General features: G+C 54.9%; 29 protein-coding genes. 10 read left to right on the top strand and 19 right to left on the bottom strand.

All coding sequences use genetic code 11. The features are described from left to right. Window positions 1–34: 34 nt before the first annotated feature. Both SK53_RS05865 and eptA read right to left on the bottom strand, forming a co-directional pair. Window positions 35–634 carry a TetR/AcrR family transcriptional regulator gene (locus SK53_RS05865; RefSeq protein ID WP_003857618.1) on the bottom strand — a complete coding sequence of 200 codons (600 nt, stop codon included), beginning with the start codon at window positions 632–634 and terminating at the stop codon, window positions 35–37. Between the two features lie 41 nt (window positions 635–675). Then, window positions 676–2,301 (bottom strand): phosphoethanolamine transferase EptA, encoded by a 1,626-nt coding sequence (eptA, locus tag SK53_RS05860; protein WP_032609060.1) that lies wholly within the window; start codon window positions 2,299–2,301, stop codon window positions 676–678. A 147-nt stretch (window positions 2,302–2,448) separates the two neighbouring features. Here eptA and SK53_RS05855 point away from each other — a divergent pair, with 147 nt between their 5' ends. The 3 genes from SK53_RS05855 to sodC all read left to right on the top strand — a co-directional run bounded on the left by SK53_RS05855 (window position 2,449) and on the right by sodC (window position 4,233). Continuing rightward, window positions 2,449–2,688, top strand: coding sequence for a DUF1289 domain-containing protein (locus SK53_RS05855; protein WP_003857614.1), 240 nt, complete (start codon window positions 2,449–2,451; stop codon window positions 2,686–2,688). 48 nt (window positions 2,689–2,736) lie between these two features. After that, window positions 2,737–3,633 carry an aldo/keto reductase gene (locus SK53_RS05850; protein ID WP_023313962.1) on the top strand — a complete coding sequence of 299 codons (897 nt, stop codon included), beginning with the start codon at window positions 2,737–2,739 and terminating at the stop codon, window positions 3,631–3,633. A gap of 81 nt (window positions 3,634–3,714) precedes the next feature. Then, complete coding sequence (gene sodC, locus SK53_RS05845; protein WP_048208781.1) at window positions 3,715–4,233, top strand: superoxide dismutase [Cu-Zn] SodC; 519 nt, start codon at window positions 3,715–3,717, stop codon at window positions 4,231–4,233. On the opposite strand, the gene SK53_RS05840 is transcribed toward sodC, so the two are convergent. Genes SK53_RS05840 through SK53_RS05830 form a run of 3 tightly spaced genes read right to left on the bottom strand, consistent with a single transcriptional unit; the run spans window position 4,212 to window position 7,344 of the window. Continuing rightward, complete coding sequence (locus SK53_RS05840) at window positions 4,212–6,245, bottom strand: FUSC family protein (RefSeq protein ID WP_032610210.1); 2,034 nt, start codon at window positions 6,243–6,245, stop codon at window positions 4,212–4,214. The genes sodC and SK53_RS05840 overlap by 22 nt on opposite strands. Further along, window positions 6,245–7,105, bottom strand: coding sequence for an efflux RND transporter periplasmic adaptor subunit (locus tag SK53_RS05835; protein WP_032610212.1), 861 nt, complete (start codon window positions 7,103–7,105; stop codon window positions 6,245–6,247). The genes SK53_RS05840 and SK53_RS05835 overlap by 1 nt, the downstream gene beginning before the upstream one ends. 2 nt (window positions 7,106–7,107) lie before the next feature. Next, window positions 7,108–7,344: a DUF1656 domain-containing protein gene (locus SK53_RS05830; protein WP_003857607.1), complete on the bottom strand. Its 237-nt coding sequence runs from the start codon at window positions 7,342–7,344 to the stop codon at window positions 7,108–7,110. Window positions 7,345–7,531: 187 nt separating this feature from the next. Between SK53_RS05830 and slyA the strand changes: the two genes are divergently transcribed. After that, entirely contained in the window at window positions 7,532–7,972 is a 441-nt protein-coding gene (gene slyA, locus SK53_RS05825; protein ID WP_006808997.1) for a transcriptional regulator SlyA, read from the top strand. A 35-nt stretch (window positions 7,973–8,007) separates the two neighbouring features. Here the strand turns inward: slyA and SK53_RS05820 are convergent, their stop codons facing one another. Continuing rightward, window positions 8,008–9,372, bottom strand: coding sequence for a GGDEF domain-containing protein (locus SK53_RS05820; protein WP_023313968.1), 1,365 nt, complete (start codon window positions 9,370–9,372; stop codon window positions 8,008–8,010). A 193-nt stretch (window positions 9,373–9,565) separates the two neighbouring features. Further along, window positions 9,566–10,033 (bottom strand): outer membrane lipoprotein SlyB, encoded by a 468-nt coding sequence (gene slyB, locus SK53_RS05815; RefSeq protein ID WP_003857604.1) that lies wholly within the window; start codon window positions 10,031–10,033, stop codon window positions 9,566–9,568. Window positions 10,034–10,288: 255 nt separating this feature from the next. Between slyB and anmK the strand changes: the two genes are divergently transcribed. The 5 genes from anmK (at window position 10,289) to pdxY (ending at window position 14,871) form a co-directional block, all read left to right on the top strand. Then, window positions 10,289–11,413 carry an anhydro-N-acetylmuramic acid kinase gene (gene anmK, locus SK53_RS05810; protein ID WP_022650944.1) on the top strand — a complete coding sequence of 375 codons (1,125 nt, stop codon included), beginning with the start codon at window positions 10,289–10,291 and terminating at the stop codon, window positions 11,411–11,413. 93 nt (window positions 11,414–11,506) lie between these two features. Beyond that, on the top strand, window positions 11,507–11,830 hold the full coding sequence (gene mliC / locus SK53_RS05805; RefSeq protein WP_048208778.1) for a C-type lysozyme inhibitor: 324 nt from the start codon (window positions 11,507–11,509) through the stop codon (window positions 11,828–11,830). Window positions 11,831–11,887: 57 nt separating this feature from the next. Next, window positions 11,888–12,544, top strand: a complete 657-nt coding sequence (gene pdxH / locus SK53_RS05800) for a pyridoxamine 5'-phosphate oxidase (protein WP_048208777.1) — start codon at window positions 11,888–11,890, stop codon at window positions 12,542–12,544. Window positions 12,545–12,669: 125 nt separating this feature from the next. Next, window positions 12,670–13,944 (top strand): tyrosine--tRNA ligase, encoded by a 1,275-nt coding sequence (tyrS, locus tag SK53_RS05795; RefSeq protein WP_023313971.1) that lies wholly within the window; start codon window positions 12,670–12,672, stop codon window positions 13,942–13,944. Window positions 13,945–14,010: 66 nt separating this feature from the next. Further along, the gene (gene pdxY, locus SK53_RS05790; RefSeq protein ID WP_023313972.1) at window positions 14,011–14,871 is read left to right on the top strand and encodes a pyridoxal kinase PdxY; all 861 of its coding nucleotides are present in this window, start codon (window positions 14,011–14,013) and stop codon (window positions 14,869–14,871) included. A gap of 90 nt (window positions 14,872–14,961) precedes the next feature. On the opposite strand, the gene gstA is transcribed toward pdxY, so the two are convergent. From gstA to blr, 12 genes are all read right to left on the bottom strand, one after another. Further along, on the bottom strand, window positions 14,962–15,567 hold the full coding sequence (gene gstA / locus SK53_RS05785) for a glutathione transferase GstA (RefSeq protein ID WP_003857598.1): 606 nt from the start codon (window positions 15,565–15,567) through the stop codon (window positions 14,962–14,964). Window positions 15,568–15,672: 105 nt separating this feature from the next. Next, a complete protein-coding gene (gene dtpA / locus SK53_RS05780; protein WP_003857596.1) occupies window positions 15,673–17,181 on the bottom strand; it encodes a dipeptide/tripeptide permease DtpA in 1,509 nt (502 codons plus the stop codon). Between the two features lie 613 nt (window positions 17,182–17,794). Continuing rightward, the gene (gene nth / locus SK53_RS05775; RefSeq protein ID WP_003857594.1) at window positions 17,795–18,430 is read right to left on the bottom strand and encodes an endonuclease III; all 636 of its coding nucleotides are present in this window, start codon (window positions 18,428–18,430) and stop codon (window positions 17,795–17,797) included. Next, entirely contained in the window at window positions 18,427–19,113 is a 687-nt protein-coding gene (locus SK53_RS05770; protein ID WP_003857592.1) for an electron transport complex subunit E, read from the bottom strand. The genes nth and SK53_RS05770 overlap by 4 nt, the downstream gene beginning before the upstream one ends. A 2-nt stretch (window positions 19,114–19,115) precedes the next feature. After that, entirely contained in the window at window positions 19,116–19,736 is a 621-nt protein-coding gene (rsxG, locus tag SK53_RS05765) for an electron transport complex subunit RsxG (protein ID WP_048208775.1), read from the bottom strand. Window positions 19,737–19,746: 10 nt separating this feature from the next. Further along, window positions 19,747–20,799 carry an electron transport complex subunit RsxD gene (rsxD, locus tag SK53_RS05760; RefSeq protein ID WP_048208774.1) on the bottom strand — a complete coding sequence of 351 codons (1,053 nt, stop codon included), beginning with the start codon at window positions 20,797–20,799 and terminating at the stop codon, window positions 19,747–19,749. Beyond that, window positions 20,800–22,821 (bottom strand): electron transport complex subunit RsxC, encoded by a 2,022-nt coding sequence (rsxC, locus tag SK53_RS05755; RefSeq protein ID WP_048208772.1) that lies wholly within the window; start codon window positions 22,819–22,821, stop codon window positions 20,800–20,802. Beyond that, entirely contained in the window at window positions 22,814–23,392 is a 579-nt protein-coding gene (rsxB, locus tag SK53_RS05750; RefSeq protein WP_003857583.1) for an electron transport complex subunit RsxB, read from the bottom strand. Before rsxB ends, rsxC begins: the two co-directional genes overlap by 8 nt. Beyond that, the gene (rsxA, locus tag SK53_RS05745) at window positions 23,392–23,973 is read right to left on the bottom strand and encodes an electron transport complex subunit RsxA (RefSeq protein WP_003857582.1); all 582 of its coding nucleotides are present in this window, start codon (window positions 23,971–23,973) and stop codon (window positions 23,392–23,394) included. The genes rsxB and rsxA overlap by 1 nt, the downstream gene beginning before the upstream one ends. A 76-nt stretch (window positions 23,974–24,049) precedes the next feature. After that, window positions 24,050–24,490 (bottom strand): DUF2569 domain-containing protein, encoded by a 441-nt coding sequence (locus SK53_RS05740; RefSeq protein ID WP_015570663.1) that lies wholly within the window; start codon window positions 24,488–24,490, stop codon window positions 24,050–24,052. 85 nt (window positions 24,491–24,575) lie between these two features. Continuing rightward, window positions 24,576–24,791 (bottom strand): transcription modulator YdgT, encoded by a 216-nt coding sequence (gene ydgT / locus SK53_RS05735; RefSeq protein WP_000217941.1) that lies wholly within the window; start codon window positions 24,789–24,791, stop codon window positions 24,576–24,578. 229 nt (window positions 24,792–25,020) lie between these two features. Beyond that, window positions 25,021–25,146 carry a division septum protein Blr gene (gene blr, locus SK53_RS05730; protein ID WP_151884424.1) on the bottom strand — a complete coding sequence of 42 codons (126 nt, stop codon included), beginning with the start codon at window positions 25,144–25,146 and terminating at the stop codon, window positions 25,021–25,023. Between the two features lie 239 nt (window positions 25,147–25,385). On the opposite strand from blr, the gene SK53_RS05725 reads away from it, so the two are divergent. Then, the gene (locus SK53_RS05725; RefSeq protein WP_023313975.1) at window positions 25,386–26,426 is read left to right on the top strand and encodes an oxidoreductase; all 1,041 of its coding nucleotides are present in this window, start codon (window positions 25,386–25,388) and stop codon (window positions 26,424–26,426) included. The last annotated feature ends 10 nt before the right edge of the window (window positions 26,427–26,436 follow it).

The following is a 26,436-nucleotide window of genomic DNA, read 5'->3' as shown; positions in this document are numbered from 1 at the left end:
AGTCGACTAGTAAAAGGGTAAATAAAAACGCCGGCTACACGCCAGGCGCGGTTATACAGTTTTTCACGTGCGCCAGCGCGCTTTCGAGCGGCACGGCGCTGCGAGACATTTTTGCTTGCAGGTTGGCGCCTAACCAGAGGGAATAGAGCACCTGTGCCTGCGTGAGCGGATCGCCGGAGAAGGAGAGCGTTTTTTCATTGCGCCCGCTCTCCAGCGCCTGAGCCAGCAGGGCAATCACGCCGCTGGCTCCTTTATCCATGGCGGTGCGCATATCTTCGGAGAGATCGCACACTTCGGCAGACAGTTTTACCGTCAGGCAGCCGCTGATGATGCCCTGCTGACAGAACTGCGTCAGCGTTTCCTGATAGTAGTTCAGAACACGATCCCGGTAGTCACCTTCACCGCTGGCGAAGTGGGCTGCCAGGCGCTGATGGTAGCTGGCGTAGTGCCGCTCCAGCATGGCAACGCCGAACGCCTCTTTGGAACGAAAATAGTGATAAAACGATCCCTTAGGTACTTCAGCGGTTTTTAACAACTCGCTAAGCCCCATCCCGGTAAACCCGCGATGCATGCAAAGGCGCTCGCCGGTAGCCAGCAAATGTTCTCGTGTATCGTGTTCAGTGTGTCTGCTCATGCCCTTACTCTAATAGACCGTTCGGTCTAATGCAAGCCCGCTTAGCGACGACACTGCGACAGAATATCCAGCTGCGGCTGATAAACCGCTGATTTCACGTCCATCATGCCCAGAACGGTGGCGAATAAATTGTCCTGTGAAACCGCCTCTTTTGCGGCATGGTCACGCAGGCAATCCGTGTTTACGCCGAAGTTTTTCGCATAATCCGGGGAGAGCCAGAACATAAAAGGAATATGCGTTTGCTGCTCCGGGGCCAGCATATACGGCGTACCGTGCAGGTAAATTCCGCTTTCGCCCAGCGATTCACCGTGATCGGAGAGGTAAATGAGCGCCGTGTTCATGTTGGCCTGCCGGGCTTTCAGTGCGTCGATGGTTCGGCTGACGACGCTGTCGGTATACAGAATCGTGTTGTCATAGGTATTGATCAGCGACTGATGATCGCAATCCTGAATTTCATTGGTATCGCAGGTTGGGGTGAACTTGCGGAAGCTGTCCGGGTAGCGTTTGTAATAGGCCGGACCGTGGCTGCCCATCAGGTGAATAACCAGAACCGTATCCTGCTTTATTCCATCCAGCACGTTGTCCAGGCGGTACAGGTTAACGTCGTCGATACAGGATTTGTCCTTACAGAACTGATCCAGTTTCCACTGGGTCATGTCCGTGTGCGGCACGCGGTCGCAGGCGCCTTTACACCCGCCGTCGTTATCGCGCCACAGCAGGTTGAACCCGGCGTGGTTAAGCACATCAAGCAGACCTTCCTGATGATGGGCGAGGTCCGCGTCATATTTTTTCCGCGTCATGCCGGAGAACATGCAGGGGACGGAAACAGCGGTTTCCGTGCCACAGGAGGAGGCCCGCGGGAAGTTGATGACATCCTGCTTTTTCAGCTCGGGGTTGGTTTCACGCGGGTAACCATTTAACGAGTAGTTTGCGGCGCGGGAGGCTTCGCCCACCACCACAACCAGCACGGTTTTCTTGCGTTGGCTGGCAATCAGCGCGCCTTTATGAGCATCTTCGCCAATGCGGACCAGCGTCTGGTCGCCGGCAAACCAGCGCATTTTGCTGTATTTCACCACGGCGCTCACGTAATTCGCCGGGGTGACCATTTTTACGATGCTTTTGTTATTGCGGAACAGCGAAGCATAGTCTTTATAGAACACTGACGCGACCAGGATGATCACCAGCAGCGCACCCAGCATAGCGGCGAAGCGCGTCAGGAGGGCATACCACCATTTTCCGGTGCGAATGCGCGTCAGGGCTAACACAACAGATGGAACCAGACCCGCTACGACCAGCCACAGGATCATCTGCGGCGTCACCAGGGCTGTCGCTTCCTGAGAATTAGTCTCGAACACGTTCACAATCATGTTCTGATCGATAACCGCGCCATAGGTATACATAAACCAGGTCGCGGCGGCACATCCCAGGGTCAGGACAATCAGGAGCGGCTTACGAATATAGGGGATATTTAACAGGCTGAAGACAATCACCCAGCCGCAGAACAGTACCAGCGGCACGCTGGCAGCAAACAGGACATCGTGCAGATGCGCAGGCGCAATAATTGACCAGCTGCGCTGGATAAACAGTGCATTCAGTACGGTAAAGAAAAATGCACAGCCCAGAGTAAATTTTATATCGTTACAGTGTAACTTTTTTGCGAACCACATGATAAGCAGACCATTCGTTATATCAATGCGGCGAGTATAAGAAGGGAAGATTAGCGAAACCTTAATGTCCTGTTTGTGGCAGACATCCTTGCATGCAAGCCATTTAGGGTCTTCACTGTAGGGAATAATGACGTTCTGGAGGTAGGTGTGGCAGAGCAACTGGAATTTTTCCCTGTCCAGAGCCCGTGCCGGGGTATTTGCCAGGTTGATGAACGAGGATACTGTCGTGGCTGCATGCGCACGCGCGATGAACGTTTTAACTGGCAAAATTTCAGCGACGCGCAAAAGCAGGAGGTCTTACGGCTTTGCCGACAGCGTCTGCTGCGTAAAATTCGTGCAAACAAAGCGGTTGAACCCGAAGAACCTCAGCAACCTTCACTGTTTTAGCAGGGTAATTGCGTATACTGGTGACATGACTTCCTTGAGGAAAATGTTATGGTTCAGCGTATTACCCTTGCCCCACAGGGCCCGGAATTCTCCCGATTCGTTATGGGCTACTGGCGCCTCATGGACTGGAATATGTCTCCGGTCCAGCTGGCGGACTTTATAGAAGAGCATCTCGATCTCGGGATCACCACCGTCGATCACGCTGATATTTATGGCGGCTATCAGTGCGAGGCCGCCTTTGGCGAAGCGCTGAAGCGTGCGCCGGGGCTGCGTGAACGAATGGAGATTGTGACCAAATGCGGTATTGCCACCACAGCAAAACCGGAGCATGCGCTTGGACATTACATCACTGACAGCGCGCATATCGTTAAAAGCGCCGAGCAGTCACTGGTCAACCTGGCCACAGATCGTATCGACCTGCTGCTGATCCACCGTCCCGATCCGTTGATGGATGCGGATGAGGTCGCGGAAGCCTTCCTGACGCTGCACCAGAGCGGCAAAGTGCGCCATTTTGGCGTGTCTAACTTCACCCCGGCACAGTTTGCGCTATTGCAGTCTCGCCTGCCGTTTACGCTGGCGACGAATCAGGTGGAGATCTCGCCTGTTCATCAGCCGCTGCTGCTGGATGGCACGCTCGACCAACTGCAACAGCTGCGCATCCGTCCAATGGCATGGTCCTGTCTGGGAGGCGGCCGTCTGTTTAACGATGAGGCATTCCAGCCGCTGCGTAACGAGCTTGAAACGGTGGCGCGCGAACTGAATGCGGAGAGTATCGAGCAGGTGGTTTACGCCTGGATCCTGCGCCTGCCGTCTAAACCGCTGCCAATTATTGGCTCCGGCAAAATTGAGCGTGTCCGCGCTGCGCTTGTTGCTGAGGAGCTGGATATGACGCGTCAGCAGTGGTTCCGCATTCGTAAGGCGGCGCTGGGCTACGACGTACCCTGAGCACGCCTGAACCTGACTTTCCGGTGAAATCTGCGCCTCTGGTATAGACTTAAGGTGCAAAAAATAACCCGTGGAGGTCATATGAAGCGTTTTGCTCTGGCAATGGTCACGCTGGTTGTTTGCGCAGGGGCGCAGGCAGCCAGCGAGGACGTTGAAATGAATCTCGTCACTTCTCAGGGGGTAGGTCAGTCCATCGGGACGGTGAAAATCACCGAAACCGATAAAGGGCTGGAATTTGCTCCCGATCTCAAGGCTTTTCCACCCGGCGAACATGGTTTTCACGTTCATGCTAAAGGCAGCTGTCAACCCGCGATGAAAGAGGGGAAACCAACAGCTGCGGAAGCCGCAGGGGGGCATCTCGACCCGCAGAACTCCGGTAAGCATGAAGGCCCGGAAGGGATGGGGCACCTCGGCGATCTGCCGGTGCTGGTGGTAAATAACGATGGTAAAGCCACCGATCCGGTTGTGGCGCCACGACTCAAAAAGCTTGACGAGGTCAAAGGCAAGGCGCTGATGGTCCACGTGGGCGGCGATAACATGTCCGATCAACCTGAACCGCTTGGCGGCGGCGGGGCGCGCTATGCCTGCGGGGTGATCTGATCGCCAATCGTTCCGGGTGGCGGCGCCTGTTCAAGCTGTGACAGGGAGCAGTGCAGCCGCCAGATAATGGATGCCAGATCGCGGGCCGCAGGCTGATGATGGTGCGCCAGCGTGTCGCAAATACGCTGAAGCTCGGCGAGCGTGACGCTCAGGGGGCGCTGCTGCACCCCGCGCTCGCTCATCACATCGCGGAGCATGGAAATACAGTTATCACGGACCTGCGACAGCGGATCGGAACGCGTCTCCCAGGCGCGCAGCTGCCACACCACGTGCGAACAGTTTAGCAGCACCACGCCCCAGCGCAGTAGCCAGCGACGGGAGAGTGAATCCTGGCTGTTATTCAGCTGGCTGACATGATGGTAAACCAGCGATTCATACTCGCTTTCGCGCAGATGCGGCCTGCGGCTCAGCTGATCGACAAAACCCCTGCGCAACTCCCGAATATGCCTGCGGCTTTTACGCGCGTCCGAGCCCGGGCGTAGCACGGCGAAAGCCAGCCACGCCAGCCCCACGCCGAGGATCTTCGCCAGGTTGTCGTTGAGAAAATCAGCGTAATCGTAAACCGGTGGATTCGTTACAGAGATAAATGAGCCCATAAAAACAATTAACTGACCCCACAGACCGGCCAGTTTAGGCATTTGCAGTTTGAGCAACTGCATGGTGGTTAATAGCGGGAAGAGAAACAGCAGAAATTGCCAGAGGTCGGTTATCTGCACCATCAAACCAAATTTCACCACGAAGCTGAACAGCGACAGCAGCACCAGCGTACGCAGCAGAAGCGTCAGGGAGTTAAAGGGGGAAGCGGCGACGGAATAGAGCACGCAGCTTATTGCCGCAAGCGTCAGGGCCGCACTGCCCGCATCCCATTGCGTGGTGATGGCCCATGCGCCCACGGCCGTCAACGCGCAAAACGTACGAAAACCGCTCCACAGCGCCTCCATTGCGTCGGTATGCCGCGCCAGAGCAGGACTACCGGGAACGGAAAATTCGGTGACGGGCGTGGCATTCTCGACGGCTTTTAACCAGCGGCTGCTGCGCAGATACAGGCGGCAGAAATAGTTCAGACGCTGCCAGAAGGCGCGATGCCGGTAGTCATATTCATCCGCTGGGGCGAGCGGCGCGATAATGCGGGCCACGGTATAAATATCGGCATCCGAACGCGCAAGGGTAGCGAGCAGCGCCTCGATAATCTCCCGGGTATGGGCTGGGGGTGCAGGCCAGTTCAGCAACATCCGACGAAGGCTCGAGATCGCGCTCGTCATCCGCAATTGCTGGTGCAGTAAATAGTTCAGAAGCGTGTTCTGGCGACGAAAACGGTAGTGGCTCCAGAAAGCCTGGATGCGCAACAGGTTCATGGTCAGGATCTGGCCGATGACCTTTTCGTGCGCGAGGCGGATGTCATCGCTGCTGTCAGGCTGCCAGAGCAGGCTGGCATGTTCCAGCAAACGTGCGTGCATCGTTTTAAGTGCGGTGATAAGCGTAGTGCCATCTGAGGTACTGGGCAGGATCATCATCATGACGCCCCCGCACAGAATGCCGACCATCACTTCACACACGCGTGCCTGGGCGATATCCCACAGCTCGGTGGTATCCAGCACGTTGACGACCGGAAAGGCGATAATGGCCGCGGTGTAACCCGCCAGTTGAAACGCATAGGCAACGTTATTGGTAAAATGAGCGCAGGCCCAGGTACACAGCCCCAGCCATGCCGACATGCTTAACAAAAAGAGCCAGGGATCGTTCAGAGTATGGCCGGCAAGAAGCAGTGCGGCGGTTGCCCCCAGCAGGCTACCCGCCACGCGCCCGAGGCTTTTACTGATAACGCCCCCGACGGTAGGGAAGCTGACGACCGCCGCAGAGGTCATCGCCCAGTAAGGCTCATCCAGATTCAGATAATAGGCAACCGTAAGCGCAAGGCACATGGCGATGCCGTTACGCAGCGCGTAACGCCACTGCGGCCGTGTCGCTTTTATCCACGGCGTATTGCGCCAGGAGAGAGCTCCCAGGTTCATCATCGCGATCCGATGGCGACAGTGCAGGTTGTGCCAGAGACCAGGGTAATGTCTTTCGGCAGTTGATCAAACTCGACGCGAACAGGCACCCGCTGAGCCAGACGCACCCACGGTACGTTGGGTTTGATGTCGGGGACCAGGCCAGAATCGGTTTCCACGCTCTGATCGTAAATTGCCCGACCTATGCTGCTAACGTGACCCTGTAACGTTTCTGCGCCGCTGTAAAGCGTGATTCGGGCAGGCGCTCCCTCGCGGATATGGCGCAGCTTGGTCTCTTCAAAATAACCTACAACATAGAAAGAGCGGCTGTCGACCAGGGCAAAGACCGGCTGGCCTGTGGTGGCGTAATCCCCCACACGGGTCGAGAGGCTCGTGATCCATCCATCCACCGGAGCTTTGACAACGGTCTGGGTCAGTTGCCACTCGGCCTGTTTCAGCGTTGCCTCTGCAACCTTCAGGCTGGCCTGCATGGCTTTTACATTGATATTGGCGGTATCGAGATCTTCCGCAGAGATGTAATTCCTCGACAGATGTCGGCGACGTTCGGCTTCGTTATTGGCTTTTGCCAGATCGGATTGAGCTTTTGCGAGCTGCGCCTGGGCATTGAGCACCGCAATGTGAAAAGGGGTCTCGTCGATGCGGAATAACACATCACCCGCATGAACGAACTGGTTGTCCTTCACCAGCAGCGCGCTGATACTGCCGGACACTTGTGGCGTGATGCTGACCTGTTCCGCGCGGATCTTGCCGTCACGCGTCCAGGGCGACTGCATGTAATAATTCCAGAGCCACCAGCCGGCGATAAGCGCCAGCGCTAAGACGAAAAGAGTGGAAAAATATTTTAACGTTTTCAATGCTATTCTCACCACACGGTTAACACGGCAAGGCCAAGACAGACGGAGAGGGTAAACAGGGAGAGATCCATTAACATCGGGTGCCAGATTTCACCGGAATACATCCAGTCGCGCAGCAGACGATGCGCAATGAGCCAGATCACAAAACCGACCATCACGGCTTTAAACAGTGGCGGAAAGTAGACCGATGCGCCAACAATCAGATCCTGGAGGGGCAACCCTGCGGAGAAGGAAAACAACGTCACAAGCAGCGATCCTTTGCGGTGGAATGAGGGCCACAATGGCAGATTTCAATGCGATGGCGCATTACCGTTCAGTGTAAATCATCCTTTAAGGAATGATTAATACCGTGATTGCATTTGTTTTGGCAATACAAATACTGCAAACTATTCTAAAATCACTATAATCACTTAGCAAGCTAATTATAAGGAGATGAAATTGGAATCGCCATTAGGTTCTGATCTGGCAAGGTTGGTACGCATCTGGCGTGCTCTGATTGACCATCGCCTGAAACCTCTGGAACTCACACAGACGCACTGGGTTACGCTGCACAACATCCATCAGCTTCCGCCCGATCAGTCACAGATCCAATTGGCAAAAGCGATTGGTATTGAACAGCCTTCCCTGGTGCGTACCCTTGACCAGCTGGAAGAGAAGGGACTCATCTCCCGACAAACCTGCGCCAGCGACCGTCGCGCCAAGCGGATCAAATTGACGGAAAAAGCGGCCCCGATTATTACTGAGATGGAAACCGTCATCAGTAAAACGCGAGGGGAGATCCTGGCCGGTATTTCACCCGCTGAGCTGGAGATGCTGATCGGACTCATCGCCCGTCTTGAGCAAAACATCCACGATTTACAGTCGCGCGACTGACGTTGTTCACTGGCCTTGCTCGTGCAAGGCCTTTGTCATGTTCTGAACACCACCACCCGGTTGCGGCCCGTCTCTTTTGCCTCGTACATGGCTTTATCCGCGCTTTCCACACAGGTTTCAGCGCTGGTTTCCGGCGAGGTAGCGGTGAATACTCCCATACTAATGGTAATCGGTTCCGGAAGCTGCCCACCGCTGCTGGCCTTGTCAAACCCGCTCAACTTGAGGCGAATACGTTCGGCAACCTGATGCGCGACATCGGACGGTGTATTTGTCAGCATGAGCACAAACTCTTCGCCGCCGATCCGCGCCGCGATATCCTGCGGTCGCACCGAATCGGTCAACAAGTTTGAGACAAACTGTAAAACCCTATCCCCCTGCAAATGACCGTAGCAGTCGTTAATGCGTTTAAAACGGTCAAGATCGCTCACGACCACCGACACCGGATGTGTCACCGTGGCCGTGTTTAGCGCGTGATTTAATGAATCATAGAAATAGCTGCGATTATAAAGACGGGTGAGGGGGTCGCGGATGGAATTTTGATAAGACTGCTGATATTTTACATGCGAGTCACGATACAAATTAAATACGTCGGAAAGTAAGATGAAAATAATCATTAACGTAGCGACAGTTTCGAATAACCGTGCCCGGTACCATGAAATATCTTCAGCGTGTCCGCCTAACAATAGCATGAGCAGAGTGACGATATAACAGACACATAAAAAATTGCCGCCGACCCAAAACAAATTCCTCACGCGGGTAATGGCCAACAGGGTGATTAACGTTACTACCCACAGGACGATCAAAATGATATTGATCGCCTGGCTCCAGAGAACCATAAACTGTCGGGTTTCATTATCCACCAGGTCCAGTGTGAGCAGGGTTGAATGGCTGGAATAGAACAATGCCAGCCCAAGCATACAGCCCGTAAAGAGCGAGGCGCCGACAACGATACCAACATGGGCGCTTCGTGAGAGCGCAGAATTGCGCAGGGTATACAGTAATGCTGCGACGATCATCAGCACCGCCATTAAAAAGTGGCGGAACATGTAGAAAATCATGGCGTCGTTATAGTTCGCTTCGTTGAACTGATAGAGATCAAGCCAGGCCGGGAAGCTGGCCAGTGTCCCCACCATCAGTAACGCCGAACCGGCAAAGGCCAGGGCAATGGGAACAAGATATAATCGCCTTTTGTCGCACCAGTATTTCATTGCCATAAAACAGGCAATAAACAGATGGAACACCAGAAGAAATATCGTCAGCGTAGGGAAAAACAAAGGTGAAAACGAAGGAACCCATTCAACAAGTTTTATAAAAAAACCTTGTAATACGGCAATGATAACAATGCACCCAAGCGCGAAGGCCACAAAGCGGTTCTTTACAAATCGACAGATCGCAAGCATAGAGAATTTAAAAATTAAAAAAGGAAAAAGAGATTGCGAAGAGTCTAAGCGAGGGAAATAAAAAATACTTTGCGCACGGACAAGAACGGGTGAAATGAATAATTCACCATGTGAATATATTGTGCCAATATATTATTGGAAATGATGATTTTGGTAAATGGATGCGGTCTGAAAGACCACATCCATCAGGATATTAACGCGGGGAGACGGTGACCTGGCTGCCGTTGCTTGCAAGAACAACACGCTGGCCAGCAGAGAAGCGGGTGTTACCCTGTTTCTGCACAACCATAATAGTGCTGCCATCGTCTTTGCGGATTTCCAGCTCAACGCCCTGAGTTTTGTTCATCGCACCCTGAACGCCCTGACCCGCTACGCCGCCTGCAACTGCGCCCGCTGCGGTCGCCAGAGAACGTCCGGTGCCGCCGCCAATGGTATTACCCAGGAAACCACCCAGCACAGCACCGCCGATTGCGCCCACCACGTTCGTGTCATCGCCACCCTGAATCTGAACAGGACGGGCATTAACGATAGTACCGTATGTCACGTTCTGTACCTGTTTAGCTTCAGAAGCACTATATACGTCGCCGGAGAGTGAACTGTCATTCACACAACCCGCCAGTGTTAAACCAATCAGCGAAACGCCCAGTACACGTAAAATCATTTGACTCTCCTGTTCACCAAAAAACGCCCGGTTGGGGCATCCGTTATGGCTAAATTATATGGCATTCCTGACCACAGTTCATATCTTTGCATGCCGAATAAATAAATTTTACCTGAACAGGGCTTAACGGGACATAAACAAACATCGCCTGTGCTACAGGTCTGAGATTGTTAAAAATTATTATCACCGCATAGCAAAGCCGCGTTATTTATGATGGAGTGTTTGCACTTAGCCCATGTAACGTAAGGAAAGCGCATGAAATCGGGTCGCTATATCGGTGTGATGTCTGGTACCAGTCTTGACGGTGTGGATGTCGTTCTGGCCGCCATTGATGAAAACATGGTGGCGCAGCAGGCAAGCCTGACCTGGCCAATTCCGGTCTCGTTAAAAGAAGAGATCCTGAACATCTGCCAGGGGCAACAGCTGACGCTTTCCCAACTGGGCCAACTGGATGTGCGTCTGGGGGCGCTGTTTGCTGATGCGGTACTGGCCCTGATGCAGCAGGAAAGACTCCACCCGCAGGACATCGTGGCAATAGGCTGCCATGGGCAGACCGTCTGGCATGAACCTGTCGGCGAGGCGCCGCACACGATGCAAATTGGCGATAACAACCAGATTGTGGCAAAAACCGGCGTAACGGTGGTGGGTGATTTCCGTCGTCGCGATATGGCCCTCGGCGGGCAGGGGGCGCCGCTGGTTCCGGCATTTCATCAGGCGCTGCTGGCGCACCCGGTAGAGCGCAGGATGGTCCTGAACATCGGCGGGATCGCCAACCTGTCGATGCTTATTCCCGGGCAGCCCGTGCGGGGGTACGATACCGGACCCGGTAATATGCTGATGGATGCCTGGATTTGGCGTCAGAGCGGTAAAGCCTATGACAAAGACGCGCAGTGGGCCAGCCAGGGGAAAGTGATCCTTCCCTTGCTGCAAACCCTGTTAAGCGATCCTTTCTTTGCTCTGCCTGCGCCAAAAAGCACGGGGCGGGAATATTTCAACTACGGCTGGCTTGAACGTCAGCTGGCGCGCTTCCCCGGCCTTGCGCCTCAGGATGTTCAGGCTACGCTGACGGAGCTCACCGCGGTGTCGATCTCTGAACAGGTGTTGCTGAGCGGCGGGTGTGAGCGCTTGCTGGTATGCGGAGGCGGAAGCCGAAACCCGCTGGTGATGGCACGCCTCGCCGCCTTGCTGCCGGGCACCGAAGTCACGACCACTGATGAAGCCGGGATCAGCGGAGACGATATGGAAGCGCTGGCCTTCGCCTGGCTTGCCTGGCGTACGGTTGCCGGTCTGCCGGGTAATTTACCCTCCGTAACCGGTGCGCGGGAGGCGAGTGTCCTCGGGGCCATTTTCCCCGCAAACCCGCGCCATAATCAGAGTTAACTGAAATTCAGCGGGAGGCGTAACCCGTAAAATAGGGAAAAACAGGAGGGCGGTTAGGCCCTCCAGGACCAGGATAGTCTTCGGAATCTGCCCATGAAAAAACTTCTTCTCATTGCTGTACCTTTTCTTATGACCGGATGCAGCGTCTATAACCAGTTCGTTGAGCGTATGCAAACCGATACGCTGGAATATCGTTGTGATGAAAAACCGCTGACGGTGAAGCTGAACAACCCGCGTCAGGAAGCCAGCTTTGTTTATGACAATAAGTTGTTGACGCTGAAGCAGGGAATGTCGGCCTCCGGAGCGCGCTACTCAGACGGGATCTACGTCTACTGGTCGAAAGGCGACAGCGCCACCGTCTACAAGCGTGACCGCATTGTGCTGAACAATTGTCAGCTTCAAAATCCGAAGCGTTGAGATTTTTGAAGGGGGCGCGCACAATAGCGCCACCCAATCTCACTTTCAGCTAACGCCATGTCAGATAACGACGAACTACAGCAAATTGCGCATCTGCGCCGTGAATACACCAAAGGCGGTCTGCGACGCCAGGATCTTCCCGCCGAACCGCTGGTGCTTTTTGAACGCTGGCTGAAGCAGGCCTGCGAAGCGAAACTGGCTGACCCGACGGCAATGGTCGTTGCCACGGTTGATGAAAATGGTCAGCCGTATCAACGCATCGTTCTTCTCAAGCATTATGACGAGAAAGGGCTGGTGTTCTACACCAACCTGGGCAGTCGTAAAGCGCATCACCTTGAAAATAATCCGCGTATTAGCCTGCTCTTCCCGTGGCATATGCTTGAGCGCCAGGTGATGGTTACCGGCACGGCGGAGCGCCTCTCTACGCTTGAAGTGGTGAAATATTTCCACAGCCGCCCGCGCGACAGTCAGATCGGTGCCTGGGTCTCTAAACAGTCCAGCCGAATCTCAGCCCGCGGCGTGCTGGAGAGTAAATTCCTCGAACTCAAACAGAAGTTTCAGCAGGGTGAAGTACCGCTGCCGAGTTTCTGGGGCGGGTTCCGCATCCCCATTGAGCAGATGGAATTCTGGCAGGGCGGTGAACACCGTCTCCACGACCGCTTTTTATACCAGCGCGACAACGGTGGCTGGAAAATCGACAGACTGGCACCGTAATCCCCAAAATTTGTTGATTTAAGCGCTAGCGCACACCGCGCTGGCGCTTTATTCTATGGTCCTTTCGCATCAGGCGAAAAGTCGTGTACCGGCAAAGGTGCAGTCGTTTATACATGGAGAATTTGATGGCAAGCAGTAACTTGATTAAACAATTGCAAGAGCGGGGCCTCGTGGCCCAGGTGACGGACGAGGAAGCGTTAGCAGAGCGACTGGCGCAAGGCCCGATCGCGCTCTATTGCGGCTTCGATCCCACCGCTGACAGCTTGCATTTGGGGCATCTTGTTCCATTGTTATGCCTGAAACGCTTCCAGATGGCCGGCCATAAGCCTGTCGCTCTGGTTGGCGGCGCGACCGGTCTGATTGGCGACCCAAGTTTCAAAGCCGCTGAGCGTAAGCTGAATACCGAAGACACCGTGCAGGAGTGGGTGGATAAGATCCGTAAACAGGTTGCACCGTTCCTGGATTTCGACTGCGGTGATAACTCTGCGATTGCGGCGAACAACTACGACTGGTTTGGTGGCATGAACGTGCTGACGTTCCTGCGTGACATCGGCAAACACTTCTCTGTTAACCAGATGATTAACAAAGAAGCAGTGAAGCAGCGTCTTAACCGTGACGACCAAGGTATCTCTTTCACCGAGTTCTCCTACAACCTGTTGCAGGGGTATGACTTCGCCTGCCTGAACAAGCTGCACGGCGTATCTCTGCAAATTGGCGGTTCCGACCAGTGGGGTAACATCACCTCCGGTATCGATCTGACCCGTCGCCTCCACCAGAATCAGGTGTTTGGTCTGACCGTGCCGTTGATCACCAAAGCAGACGGTACCAAGTTCGGTAAGACCGAAGGCGGCGCGGTATGGCTGGATCCGAAGAAAACCAGCCCGTATAAATTCTACCAGTTCTGGATCAACACGGCGGATGCCGACGTTTATCGCTTCCTGAAGTTCTTCACCTTTATGAATATCGAAGAAATCAATGCGCTGGAAGAAGAAGACAAGAACAGCGGTAAAGCACCACGCGCCCAGTACGTGCTGGCGGACGAAGTAACCAAACTGGTTCACGGCGAAGAAGGTCTGGCGGCGGCGAAACGCATTACGGCGAGCCTGTTCAACGGGACCCTGAGCGATTTAAGCGAAGCGGATTTCGAACAGCTGGCGCAGGATGGCGTACCGATGGTGGAGATGGAAAAAGGCGCCGATCTGATGCAGGCGCTGGTGGACTCCGAGCTCCAGCCGTCTCGCGGTCAGGCGCGTAAAACCATCGCCTCTAACGCGATCACCATTAATGGCGAAAAACAGGCCGATCCGGAATATACCTTTACCGAGAACGACCGTCTCTATGGTCGCTACACGCTGCTGCGTCGCGGTAAGAAAAATTACTGCCTGGTCTGCTGGAAGTAATTAAAAGTATGCAGGGGCGTGGGAAACCACGCCCCTTTTGTTTTGACAGGGTTTGGTAAGTACAACATGAAGAACATCCTCGCCATTCAGTCCCACGTTGTGTTTGGACATGCTGGCAACAGCGCTGCGGAATTCCCGATGCGCCGCCTCGGCGTTAACGTCTGGCCCCTTAATACCGTCCAGTTTTCGAATCACACCCAGTACGGTAAATGGACCGGCTGCGTAATGCCGCCGTCGCATCTGACGGAAATCGTTCAGGGGATTGCGGATATCGACCAGCTTAAACGCTGCGATGCCGTACTGAGCGGCTATCTGGGTTCGGCGGAGCAGGGGGAACATATCCTCGGCATTGTGCGCCAGGTGAAAGCGGCAAACCCCGCGGCGAAATATTTCTGCGATCCGGTGATGGGACATCCTGAAAAAGGCTGCATCGTAGCGCCGGGCGTTGCGGAGTTTCATGTCCGTCATGCATTGCCCGCCAGCGATATTATTGCCCCCAACCTGATTGAACTGGAGATCCTGTGCGAGCATCCGGTCAACAGCGTAGAAGAGGCTGTAAGCGCCTCTCGCGAGCTGATCGCCCAGGGGCCAGAGATTGTGCTGGTGAAACACCTGGCACGCGCAGGGTTGAGCCAGGACCGTTTTGAGATGCTGCTGGTGACGAAGGATGAAGCCTGGCATATCAGTCGACCGCTGGTGGATTTCGGTACACGTCAGCCTGTCGGGGTCGGGGATGTGACCAGCGGTTTGCTGCTGGTGAAGCTATTGCAGGGTGCGAGCCTGCGCGATGCGCTGGAGCACGTCACCGCAGCCGTTTATGAAATCATGATTGCGACGAAGACGATGCAGGAATATGAGCTCCAGGTCGTCGCGGCACAGGATCGCATCGCGAAGCCGGAGCACTATTTTAGCGCAACGCAGCTATAGACACTGCCCGGCGGCGCTGCGCTTGCGCGGGCCTACGGAATTTGTAGGCCGGGTAAGCGTCAGCGCCACCCGGCTCCTCAGGCCGCTCCGTTAATTCAACCCTTCCGCTTTCAGCGCCGCCGCCACCGCAGGACGCTCCGCCACGCGCGTCATATACGATGCGACATGGTCTAATCCTTCCATGTTCAACTTAACCGCGCGCGCCCAGCGCAGAACGGTAAACAGATAGGCATCGGCGATAGTGAAACGCGAGCCACAGATCCACTGGTCGTCTTTCAGCGCGTCGTTAACGTACTGCAACTTTTTCTCCAGCAGCGCGCGCACGGTAGGTTTGTACTCTTCTGGCGTGTCCGGGCGGAACAGGGGCGTAAAGCCTTTGTGCAGTTCGGTGGCAATATAGTTCAGCCACTCCAGCGTCTTATAACGCGCAATGCTGCCGGTGGGGGCAAGGAGCTGACGATCCGGTACGTTGTCCGCCAGGAATTGCATAATCGCCACCCCTTCGGTCAGCAGGGTGCCATCATCCAGCAGCAGGGCCGGAACCTGCCCTTTTGGGTTAATCGCAAAAAAGTCATCCCCGTTTTCCAGGCGCTTTTTCATCAGGTCAACGCCGTCCAGCGTGAAATCTTTACCGCTCTCGCGAAGCGTAATATGGGAAGCAAGAGAGCAGGCGCCCGGTTTATAGAACAGTTTCATCGGTAACTCCTTTTTGCTGAGGTTCCAGCTATGTTAGTGCGCGTTCGGATAAAAAAAAAGCCGCTAATCAATTAGCGGCTTCTGTTCAGTCGTTTCCCGATGACATTACGCGTTCGCGGTTTTAATCGCTTTAGCGGATTTGTCGTCGTCCTGCGTCATACGATTCAGTTTAGGTGCGGTCAGCAGCATCAGTACGGCAATCACGGCGGTCGCGATACCAATTTGCATGAACACGGTGCCGTAGACATTCAGGGAAACCAGCGGGTCGGTAACGTTGTCTGGTACCGCCATCAGGTTCGCAATCTTACCTGCGATGATGGCCGCGCCAGCGGTAGTCAGGAACCAACTACCCATGATGAAGCCCATCAGACGCTGAGGGACCAGCTGCGCAACCATCGCCAGACCCAGACCGGAGATCATCAGTTCACCGATGGATTGCAGCGCATAGCTCAGGATCAGCCAGTTAACAGAAACGATACCCGCGTCGGTCGCGAATTTCGTCCCCAGCGGCAGCACCAGGAATGCGCCAGAGCACAGCACCATACCGATAGCGAACTTGTGCGGCATTGGCAGACGGTCGCCCATCTTGTTATAGATAGCGGCCAGAATCGGGCTACCAATCATGATCCAGAACGGGTTCAGTGCCTGATACTGCTCCGGCTCGAACGCGATACCGAGGATGGAGTGCTCAACGTTGCGGATAGCGAAGAAGTTCAGAGACGTTGGCATCTGGCTGTACAGAACGAAGAAGATGATCGCTTCCAGCATCAGAATGAACGCCACAATCATCTTACGACGTGCCGCACCCTGCATCGCGAAGGCTTCTTTCGCGAAGATAATCACGATACCCAGCGCAACCACGCCCAGTACGGCACGTGCAACGCCCTGGTTATGCAGCAGCCAGGTGGCGACAGCGGCCAGGATCACGATGCCGACGATGGTTGCCAGCAGTTTGCCCATGTGCACGGGTTCGAAGTCTGGTTTTGAACCATAGTCTTTAACCCAGCTACGGCAGAACAGGAAGTTCACAACGGTGATCAGCATACCCACGAAGCTCAGCGCAAACGCTACGCTCCAGCCGAATTTTGCGGCCAGCCATGGGGTTGCCAGCATAGAGAAGAAGGAGCCGATGTTGATGGACATGTAGTACATGGTAAATGCACCGTCCAGACGTGGGTCATCTTTGCTGTAGCAGGTAGAGAGCAGGGAAGATGGGTTCGCCTTGAAGAGGCCGTTACCTACCGCGATGGTAGCCATGCCCATGTAAACCACACCTGCATCGTGCCCGGACCAGGCAACCAGCCCATAGCCAATCGCCAGAACAACGGCGCCCAGCATAATGACTCGTTTAGTACCGAGGACTTTATCGCCTAACCAGCCGCCGATAGCGACGAGGCCATACACCAGGGCGCTGAAGGAAGAGAATAGCGTGATGGAATCGGCTTCAGACATACCCAGCTGTTTAACCAGGTAAACCGCCATGATCCCTTGCAGGCCGTAGTAGCCAAAACGTTCCCATAATTCGATAGAGAAAATGAGATAGAACGCTTTAGGCTGTTTGAAAGCGTTAAGACTTACGCTCTCATCTGTTGGTTTATTGTTTGCAGTAGACACATATACCTCTTTTTTTACATCCCATATTAACGGGGGTGTTCATAGCGTGATGACCGTAGTACATCCGCTTTATAGTTATATTGGGAGGGGAAACGGCGGGTAATGTTCACTATCCAGCCCCATCTGGCAATACGTTTGTAATAATCTGTTACATATAACTCTGGCGGTATAATCATCGGTTCACGCAAATGTTATGCAGCTTTAAATTTCATTGGTTGAAAATTAGTGGTTTTTTTGACTGTGAGCGACCCTGTTTAATGGCTGTATGGCGATATGTTCTGCTATTTCGGGTGATTGGCAGTGATATAGCCCATGTTCTGAAAAATGACTGGTCTTATGTGCGGTGTTGAATAGACGAAATCTTGTCTGACAAAGGGGTTGGGCGGGTTTTAACAACAAAAATCCAACATCAGGTTATCAGAGTGATCGCGATCACAGATGTATAGAAATTTTTGGTGATGAAAAAACTATTAACCTGTTTGAGTGTTAAATGACCGAAGAATCGACAATGCGTAAAGGAGAAAGAGAGGGCAATTTATGGTCAATCGAGAAGATATCAGAGCCCTTGTTAATTCTAAGGGCTTGAACAGGTAAGAAGTAAGGTGGTTTACGCTCAGGGATAGACTTTTTCTTTGTATTCGCAGAGATCTTCGATAATGCAGGAACCGCAGCGTGGCTTACGGGCAATACAGGTATACCGTCCGTGCAGGATCAGCCAGTGGTGGCAGTCCACCTTAAATTCCGCAGGAACGACTTTTAACAGCTTCTCTTCAACCTCTTCCACGTTTTTACCCGGCGCGAAACGGGTGCGATTTGAGACGCGGAAGATATGGGTATCCACGGCGATGGTCGGCCAGCCAAACGCCGTGTTCAGCACCACATTTGCCGTTTTACGCCCGACGCCCGGCAACGCTTCCAGCGCGGCGCGATCTTCAGGGACTTCACCGCCGTGCTTCTCCAGCAGGATCCGGCAGGTCTTAATGACGTTTTCGGCCTTGCTGTTAAACAGGCCAATGGTCTTGATATAGGATTTCACACCTTCAACGCCCAGCTCCAGCATGGCCTGCGGCGTATTGGCGACAGGGTAGAGCAGGGCAGTGGCTTTATTGACGCTCACGTCCGTCGCCTGTGCAGAGAGCAGCACCGCGATCAACAGTTCAAACGGCGAGTTAAAGTTCAGCTCTGTCGTTGGATGAGGATTCTCATCGCGCAGGCGCGTCAGGATCGCAATGCGTTTCTCTTTATTCATACTGCTTTCTCGGGGATCCCTTCCTGTACGCTGCGTTCAGCGGCGCGGCGTTTACGTTTTTCATCAATCAGGTATTTTAACGCCAGCATCATCCCAAGGCCAATGAAGGCGCCAGGAGGTAGCATGGCCAGCAGGAACGGAGTGTCCGTATGGAACACCTCAATACGCAGCGACTTCGCCCAGCCGCCAAGCAGCGCGTCCGCACCGTCGAAGAGCGTACCGTTGCCCAAAATTTCACGCAGAGAGCCGAGGACGAACATGGCGGCAGTCGCGCCCATGCCGATGGAAAACCCATCCAGCGCGGATATGGCCGGATTGTTTTTCACCGCGAAGGCTTCAGCGCGGCCTACGACAATACAGTTAGTCACGATAAGCGGAATGAAGATCCCGAGCGACTGGTACAGGCCAAATGCGTAGGCGTTAATCAGCATTTGCACGACGCTGACCACCGACGCAATGATCATGACATAAATCGGAATACGGATTTCTGACGGCGTCCAGCGGCGCAAAACAGAAATGGAAAAGTTAGTCAGGGTCAGCACCAGCGTGGTCGCCAGCCCCAGCCCGAGCGCGTTGGTGGCGGTAGACGTCACCGCCAGCAGCGGACATAGCCCAAGCAGCTGCACCAGCGCGGAGTTGTTCTTCCAGAGACCCTGGACGATAACCTCTTTAACCTGGCTCATGGTCACTCCTCACAGGTGGAAAGATGATTGATCTGCGCGGGCAGCGTTTCGGCATACAGCCCGGCGCGCTTTACGGCGTTGACCACCGCGCGCGGGGTAATCGTGGCGCCCGTGAACTGGTCAAATTCGCCGCCATCTTTTTTCACCGCGAAAGCAGGATCGTCCTCGCCATGAATCATCTTTCCGGCGAAGTGTAAGATCCAGTCGCTTAAGCGTGTTTCAATTTTGTCGCCAAGGCCCGGCGTTTCGTGATGTTCCGTCACGCGCGTACCCAGTACGGTGCCGGAAAAATCGCTGCCCACCAGCAGCTGAATCGCACCGGAGTAACCGTCCGGCGCGGTGGCTTCCATGACGGCGCCCACGGGGTTATCGCCCTTGCGGGCAATATAAACGCGATGGGGTTCTTTACCAAGCTGCGGAGCCTGCACGACAAAGCAGCTTTTTTGCAGGTCATTATCGTAGAGATCGGATGGGATCACCTGATCGAACAGCGCTTTTTGCTGCTTCATTGCCTGCTCTGCAATGGTGGTTTTCGTCAGTTCATTTACCAGCGCGGTCAGCCCGGTGAGGGCGGCGGCGAAGATCGCCAGCGTGACGCCGTGTTTTTGCATTGTCTTGAGCATGGCGCGACCCTTAGCGATGACCGTACACGCGTGGACGCGTGTAGTAGTCGATGAGCGGAACGGTGATGTTAGCCAGCAGCACGGCAAATGCCACGCCGTCCGGATAGCCGCCAAAGCTGCGAATAAGCCAGACCAGCAAGCCTGCCAGCGCGCCGAAAATCAGACGACCACGGTTGGTGGTAGAGGCGGTGACCGGATCGGTCAGAATAAAGAATGCCCCGAGCATGGTCGCGCCGGAGAGCAGATGGAGCTGCGGGCTGGCCAGTGACTCAGGTGAGATAACCCAGCCGAGCGTCGAGCAGACGGCCAGCGTCACCAGGAAGCTCACCGGAATATGCCAGCGGATCGCCTTCTGTTGCAGCAGGAACGCGCCACCCAACAGGTAGGCCAGATTGACCCACTGCCAGCCAGCACCTGCCAGTACGCCGCTGTAAATAGACGATTTCATCACCTGCTCCACGCTTTGTCCGGCACGCAGGGAGGTTTTGAAGGTATCGAGCGGAGTGGCCTGACTGATGCCGTCCACGCCCATGCGAAGCGCGTTCATATCTGCGCCCAGCGCGGTGTGGCCGGTAAAGATAACGTGCAGGGCATCCATAAAGCCGGGCACCGTGGCGGCGATCTCATTCGGCGGCAGCCAGCTGGTCATCTGTACCGGGAAGGAGATCAGCAGTACTACGTAGCCAATCATCGCCGGGTTAAACGGGTTATGGCCCAGCCCGCCGTACAGCTGTTTGGCGATGATCACCGCAAACACCGTTCCCAATACCACCATCCACCACGGGGCGAACGGGGGAATGCTGATGGCCAGCAACAGGCCGGTCAACAGGGCGGAGTTATCGCTCAGGATGCGAGTCACCTCCATTTTGCGCAGCTTCAGGATCGCGGCTTCCGCTGCGACGGCACTGGCGCAACCCAGAACTAACTGGAAAAGCGTACCCCAGCCGAAAAACCAACACTGTACGGCAATACCTGGCAGCGCGGCCAGGCACACCAGCATCATAATACGCGATGTCTGGCGCTGGTTATGGGTATAAGGGGAACTTGCAATTCTGAAAACCATTTAATCCTCGTTAACGGCTTGCTGCGCGGCTTTCTTTGCCTGAACGCGCGCAATCGCGGCGGCGACTGCGGCTTTGCGTGGATCGTCATTAGCGGCCGCAGGCAGTTCGTCCTGCTGTGCCGCTTTTCGTGCTTTGGCACGGGCGATGGCCGCTTCAACGGCGGCTTTACGCGGATCGACAGGGGCTTCACTCTCTTCGGCAGGTTGTAGCTGTGCCGCTTTACGTGCTTTGGCGCGGGCGATAGCGGCTTCAACGGCCGCCTTGCGCGGATCCGTCGCTTCCTGTTCAACCACCACTGTCTGCTGACCGGCTTTGCGGGCTTTTGCCCTGGCAATAGCCGCTTCCACCGCCGCTTTACGCGGGTCGATGTCGGCTTCCGGTTTGGCGTTTTGCGCTTTCTCCGCCTGACGCGCGCGTGCTTCGGCTTTCCGCGCTTCGCGGGCTGCAATCGCTTCGCTGTTGTCCGGTTTTTCTCCCGGAGCGATCACAACCGTCTGGGCGGCGGTGGCTTTCTTCTCGCGTACGCGGGCCAGGGCTGCGTTAATGGCATCCTGATCTTTCGCCGCAGGCTGCACGGCAGCCTGCTTATGGCGTTCCTGACGGGCTTGTTTCTCGCGCTCCAGTCGCGCCTGGCGCGCTTCAAAGCGGGCCTTCGCTTCAGCGGCACGTTTTTCTTCCATGGAGATGGCGTAGATTTCAGCTTTCTCCTGACGGAAATACTGCACCAGCGGAATATTGCTTGGGCAGACCCAGGCGCAGGCACCGCATTCAATACAGTCAGCCAGGTTATGCGCCTGGGCTTTATCGTGCAGCTGGCCTTTGCTGTACCAGTACAACTGCTGCGGCAGTAAATCTGCCGGGCATGCGTCCGCACAGGCGCTACAGCGTATGCAACCTTTCTCTTCCTGCGTTTCGCCCATCTCCGTCAGGGAAGGGGCGAGCAGGCAGTTGGTAATCTTCACCACCGGCACATCAAGCCACGGCAGGGTAAAGCCCATCAGCGGGCCGCCCATAATGACCAGTTGATCGTTACCCGGGCAGAAGCCAGCCTGTTCCAGCAGATGACGCACCGGCGTACCCAGACGCGCCCAGATGTTGCCGGGACGGGAGACGGACTCGCCGGTCAGCGTGACGACGCGCTCGGTCAATGGCTCGCCGTCAATCACCGCACGTTTCACCGCGTAGGCGGTCCCCACGTTTTGCATCAGCACGCCGATGTCGGACGAACGGCCTCCGTGGGGGACCTGTTTGCCGGTCAGGATCTGCGTCAGCTGTTTTGCCCCGCCGGACGGATATTTGGTCGGGATCACGCGCAGGGCGATATCATGGCTGTCCGCCAGAACCGCACGCAGCATCGAAATGGCCTGCGGTTTATTGTCCTCAATACCGATCAGCACTTCGCGGGGTTGCAGGATATGCGCAAGAATGCGAATACCTTCCACCACCTGCGCGGCACAGTCCTGCATCAGACGGTCATCGGCGGTGATGTACGGTTCGCACTCGGCGGCATTGATGATCAGCGTTTCGATTTTATCGCCGCCGCCGTGAAGCTTAGCGCCGGTCGGGAAGCCTGCGCCCCCCAGACCCGCCACGCCGAACTGATGAATGCGTTCAATCAGCGCTTCACGGCTGTGGGAACGGTAGTCGCTCCAGCCGTCACGCTCGATCCAGCGGTCTTCACCATCGGCTTCAATGATCACGCTCAGCTCAGACAACGCCGACGGATGGGCAACGGTATGGGGGGCAACAGCCACCACCTTACCGGAAGTCGGGGCATGTATCGGCAACATCCGTCCGCGACCAAAGGTCAGCGGCTGGCCGCGAAGAACGCTATCGCCTTCTTTCACGCACAATTCGCCTTCCGCGCCGATATGCTGTTTCAGGGGCATAACGTAACGGGTCGCCAGCGGGATCTGGCGCAGCGGCGTGCCGTTAGACTGCGATTTCATCTCAGGCGGATGAATGCCGCCGTCGAAATCCCAGATCTTCTCTTTTCTGAAGGCAGAAAATAACTTAAGCATGTTGTTCCACAGGAATATTGCGAACCGGAATGGTCTGAAGGTCCCACTTCCAGTTTTCGGTAGTCGTTTCAACCGGGCGCAGTTCTATACACTGCGTCGGGCAGGGCGCCACGCAGAGATTACAGCCGGTGCACAGATCCGCCACAACGGTATGCATCGCGCGCGTTGCGCCCACAATGGCGTCAACAGGACACGCCTGAATACATTTTGTGCAGCCAATGCAGTTGGCTTCGTCGATAACAGCAAGGGCACGAACAGGCTCCTGGGCCTGTTCATCGCCGTCGACAGGCTGGGGATCGACGTTCAGCAGGGCAGCTATTTTAAGCATGACCGCTTCGCCACCCGGCGCGCAGCGGTTGATCTTTTCTCCCTGCACGCCCACCGCCTCAGCGTAAGGGCGGCAGCCAGGGTAGCCGCACTGCCCGCACTGGCTCTGGGGTAAAAGTTCATCAATTTTTTCAACCACCGGATCGTCCTCCACCGCAAACCGGCGGGAGGCGTAACCCAGAATGATGCCAAAGACGAGTCCCAGCACGCTGATGGACGCGATGGCAATCCAGATAGCACTCATTACAACTTCACCAGACCACTAAAGCCCATAAAGGCCAGAGACATTAAACCTGCGGTCACCAGAGCGATGGCGTTACCGCGAAACGGCGCGGGAATATCCGCCGCGGCCAGACGCTCGCGAATCGAGGCGAACAGAACCATAACAAAAGAAAAACCGACCGCGGCGGAAAAACCATACAGCGCCGATTGCAGGAAATTATGCCCAAGGTTGATATTCAGTAGCGCCACGCCCAGCACCGCACAGTTAGTGGTGATGAGGGGCAGAAAAATACCCAACAGGCGATACAGGGCAGGGCTGGTTTTCCGCACCACCATTTCGGTAAATTGCACCACGACCGCAATGACCAGAATAAAGGCCAAAGTGCGCAGGTAGAGCATGTCGAGCGGGATTAGGATCCAGGTATCAATCAGCCATGCGCAAATGGAGGCCATCGTCATCACGAAGGTGGTTGCCAGCCCCATGCCCATTGCCGTCTCCAGCTTTTTGGAGACGCCCATAAACGGGCACAGGCCAAGGAACTTCACCAGTACGAAGTTATTCACCAGCACAGTTCCGACAAAGAGCAGTAAGTAATCGGTCATTATTTAGCCTGAAATAAAATAGCCGCCTATTATCGGATAAACGACAACAGGCCACAACAGGTTAACTGTAAGGTTATTACGGGTTGACAAAGGTCTTCTTAACGCGCGTCGAACGCTTGAAATAAGGGACCAGAAGCGCCGTCGCCAGTAGCGGAAACAGTAACTGGCGAACCGCCAGCGCGTCAGACACAGGCGAGAAAGCGAACGCTTTGACAGCCAGCAGCACGGAGACCAGCAGCCAGATAATGTAATGTTTTGGCACGCTTTTGCGGCGTTTGAAGAAGGCGATAGTCAGCCACAGCGTGTAGTACCACATCGCGATCGCGAAAACGAACGACACAAACCACGTCGCAATATTGAGCGCACTCTGGGACATCAGTGTCTGGATAGCATGAGGCGTAACCAGTGCGGTGGTGTAAAGCAACAGCGCCAGTGAAGCGCTTAGTAATGCCACCAGCAGCCATGCCAGCGGGGCGATTAACCAGCCCCCAATTCTCTCTCCAGGCAATGCGGTCATACGCTCTCCCATAGTCTGCGCGAAATGTTATACAGAAATTTGCAGGGCGGAGAGTATATAACATTTCACGCCGAAGGCTACTTTCTTATACAACGTAACGCCATACGGATTTAGGCACTTCCCCCACATTGAACAGACGACCGCCAGAGACCAGTTCGGCGCGACGATGGTCAGCAGCGCGGTACATATTGATGATGTCCTGATTATCCGACAGCGTGTAGTTCAGATGGTCAAACAGTTTTTCCAGGCTTTCAAGGGAATTGATCTTGCGAAATTTTAATAAATAGTCCTGAACTGTCATATTAATAAGTTTCCATATAAAAGGGTAATACCCATAAAGGTAATGCGTTCGAATAATAAACGGATTAATAAAGACGTAAACTGTCCACTCGGGTAACGCGACGAAATTAGGAGTTTTCTTTGCGAAGAATCAGGCATCAGGAGATGCCTGAAAGAGAAGGGTAACCCCGTTCATTACGGCTGGCAATATGTTCCATGACGTAATGTGTCACGCTTTATGACGACACGGCTTACTTTTGTTGTGCGACAGTCACAGGCTCCGGCGGCTGGTAGTTATCGATATGGCTGGCAATGCCGAGCAACACGACTGAAACCCCAAGGACAATCCATCCCGCTAATTCAATGATTCGATTAATTATTGACGTCATAATTTGTGTTTGTAATTTATCCATAAATACAGATTACAAATGTTACAGCGCCCTTTTCTTCAGAGCAAGCGCTTTGGGAACGATTCCCCGGGCCCCTATGCACACTTTAATGCGAGGTAACAAAAAACGCTGTCGTGAGATGCTATTTTAACTCACAGGGCACATTATTAATGTGTGCGTTAAGCACAAGGCCAGTGATAAATAAGCGCACAGCGAGGGGGCAAACGATGAGTGAAAACATCCGCGTCGGTCTTATTGGCTACGGGTACGCAAGCAAAACCTTTCATGCACCGCTGGTTGCCGGCACGCCGGGAATGGAACTGGCGGCCATCACAAGCAGCGATGAGACTAAGGTCCGCGCCGACTGGCCAGCTGTGCCGGTGGTAACGGAGCCTAAGCATCTGTTTAACGATCCTAATATTGACCTTATTGTCATTCCTACCCCTAACGACACTCATTTCCCCCTGGCGAAAGCGGCGCTGGAGGCAGGCAAACATGTTGTTGTCGATAAGCCCTTCACCGTGACGTTGTCACAGGCGCGCGAGCTGGATGCGCTGGCGCGAAGTCTGGGTCGGTTATTATCGGTCTTTCACAACCGGCGCTGGGACAGCGATTTCCTGACGGTCAAAGCGCTGATCAACGAAGGCACGCTCGGCGAAATTGCCTTTTTTGAGTCGCACTTCGATCGTTATCGTCCGCAGGTGCGAGATCGCTGGCGCGAGCAGGCGGGACCGGGCAGCGGCATCTGGTATGACTTAGCGCCGCATCTTCTCGATCAGGCCGTTCATCTGTTTGGTCTGCCCGTAAGCATGGCGGTCGATTTAGCGCAGCTCAGGCCGGGGGCGCAGACCACCGACTATTTCCATGCCATTTTGAGTTATCCGCAGCGGCGCATTGTGCTGCACGGGACAATGCTTGCGGCGGCGGAATCGGCCCGCTATATCATTCATGGGGCGCGCGGCAGCTATGTGAAGTTCGGCCAGGATCCGCAGGAAGAGCGCCTCAAAAATGGCGAACGCTTACCGCAGGAGGACTGGGGCTACGACATGCGCGACGGGGTGGTGACGCGTGCGGAGGGTGAGGCGCTGGTTGAAGAGACGGTATTGACCCTGCCGGGGAACTATCCGGCGTATTACGCCGCCATTCGTAACGCGCTGAACGGTTCAGGTGAAAATCCGGTTCCCGCAAGCCAGGCAATCCAGATTATGGAGCTCATTGAGCTGGGGATCGAATCTGCCAAACATCGCGCAACGCTCTGTCTGGCATAAGTGCCAAACG

Origin of the sequence: Enterobacter sp. MGH119, from assembly GCF_001037675.1 — a bacterium.
GTDB lineage: Bacteria > Pseudomonadota > Gammaproteobacteria > Enterobacterales > Enterobacteriaceae > Enterobacter > Enterobacter hormaechei_C.
The sequence above is the reverse complement of the archived record's forward strand: the minus strand, read 5'-3'. Positions and strand labels throughout refer to the sequence as shown.